General features: G+C 56.3%; 1 rRNA gene. It reads left to right on the top strand.

The features are described 5' to 3' along the window. Window positions 1-1446: ribosomal RNA gene (locus IEZ13_RS46050) — 23S ribosomal RNA — on the top strand; the annotation flags it as partial.

Below are 1446 nucleotides of genomic sequence, written 5' to 3' on the forward strand. Positions count from 1 at the left end.
GCCGGTGGTTGTGCCGGGGTAAGCGTGTAGGCCGGTGTGTAGGCAAATCCGCACATCATGAGGCTGAGACGTGATGCCGAGCCGTTCTGGTGAAGTCATTGATCCTATGCTGCCGAGAAAAGCCTCTAGCGATGTTCTGAGCGGCCCGTACCCTAAACCGACACAGGTGGTCAGGTAGAGAATACCGAGGCGACGGGTGAACTGTGGTTAAGGAACTCGGCAAATTGCCCCCGTAACTTAGGGAGAAGGGGGGCCGGACGCGTGAAGCCCCTTGCGGGTGGAGCGTGGTATGGCCGCAGAGAGCAGGGGGAAGCGACTGTTTACTAAAAACACAGGTCCATGCCAAGTCGTAAGACGATGTATATGGACTGACGCCTGCCCGGTGCTGGAACGTTAAGGGGACCTGTTAGCTCTTCGGGGCGAAGCGGAGAACTTAAGCGCCAGTAAACGGCGGTGGTAACTATAACCATCCTAAGGTAGCGAAATTCCTTGTCGGGTAAGTTCCGACCTGCACGAATGGCGTAACGACTTCCCCACTGTCTCAACCACAGGCCCGGCGAAATTGCAGTACGAGTAAAGATGCTCGTTACGCGCGGCAGGACGGAAAGACCCCGGGACCTTTACTATAGCTTGACATTGGTATCTGAATTTAATTGTGTAGGATAGGTGGGAGCCGGTGAAGCTCGGACGCCAGTTCGGGTGGAGGCGTTGTTGAAATACCACTCTGTTGGGTTTGGGTATCTAACTTGCGGCCCTGATCGGGTCGAGGGACAGTGTCTGGTGGGTAGTTTAACTGGGGCGGTTGCCTCCTAAAGGGTAACGGAGGCGCCCAAAGGTTCCCTCAGCCTGGTTGGCAATCAGGTGTTGAGTGTAAGTGCACAAGGGAGCTTGACTGTGAGACTGACGGGTCGAGCAGGGACGAAAGTCGGGACTAGTGATCCGGCACTTGCGTGTGGAAGCGGTGTCGCTCAACGGATAAAAGGTACCCCGGGGATAACAGGCTGATCTTCCCCAAGAGTCCATATCGACGGGATGGTTTGGCACCTCGATGTCGGCTCGTCGCATCCTGGGGCTGTAGCAGGTCCCAAGGGTTGGGCTGTTCGCCCATTAAAGCGGTACGCGAGCTGGGTTTAGAACGTCGTGAGACAGTTCGGTCCCTATCCGCCGTGCGCGTTGGATACTTGAGAAGGGCTGTCCCTAGTACGAGAGGACCGGGACGGACGAACCTCTGGTGTGCCAGTTGTTCCGCCAGGAGCATGGCTGGTTGGCTACGTTCGGAAGGGATAACCGCTGAAAGCATCTAAGCGGGAAGCTCGCTTCGAGATGAGGTATCCCACCACCTTTGAGTGGGTAAGGCTCCCAGCTAGACTACTGGGTTGATAGGCCGGAGATGTAAGCACGGTAACGTGTTGAGTTGACCGGTACTAATAGGCCGAGGGCTTAACC

Origin of the sequence: Actinoplanes campanulatus (assembly GCF_014647795.1) — a bacterium.
GTDB lineage: Bacteria > Actinomycetota > Actinomycetes > Mycobacteriales > Micromonosporaceae > Actinoplanes > Actinoplanes campanulatus.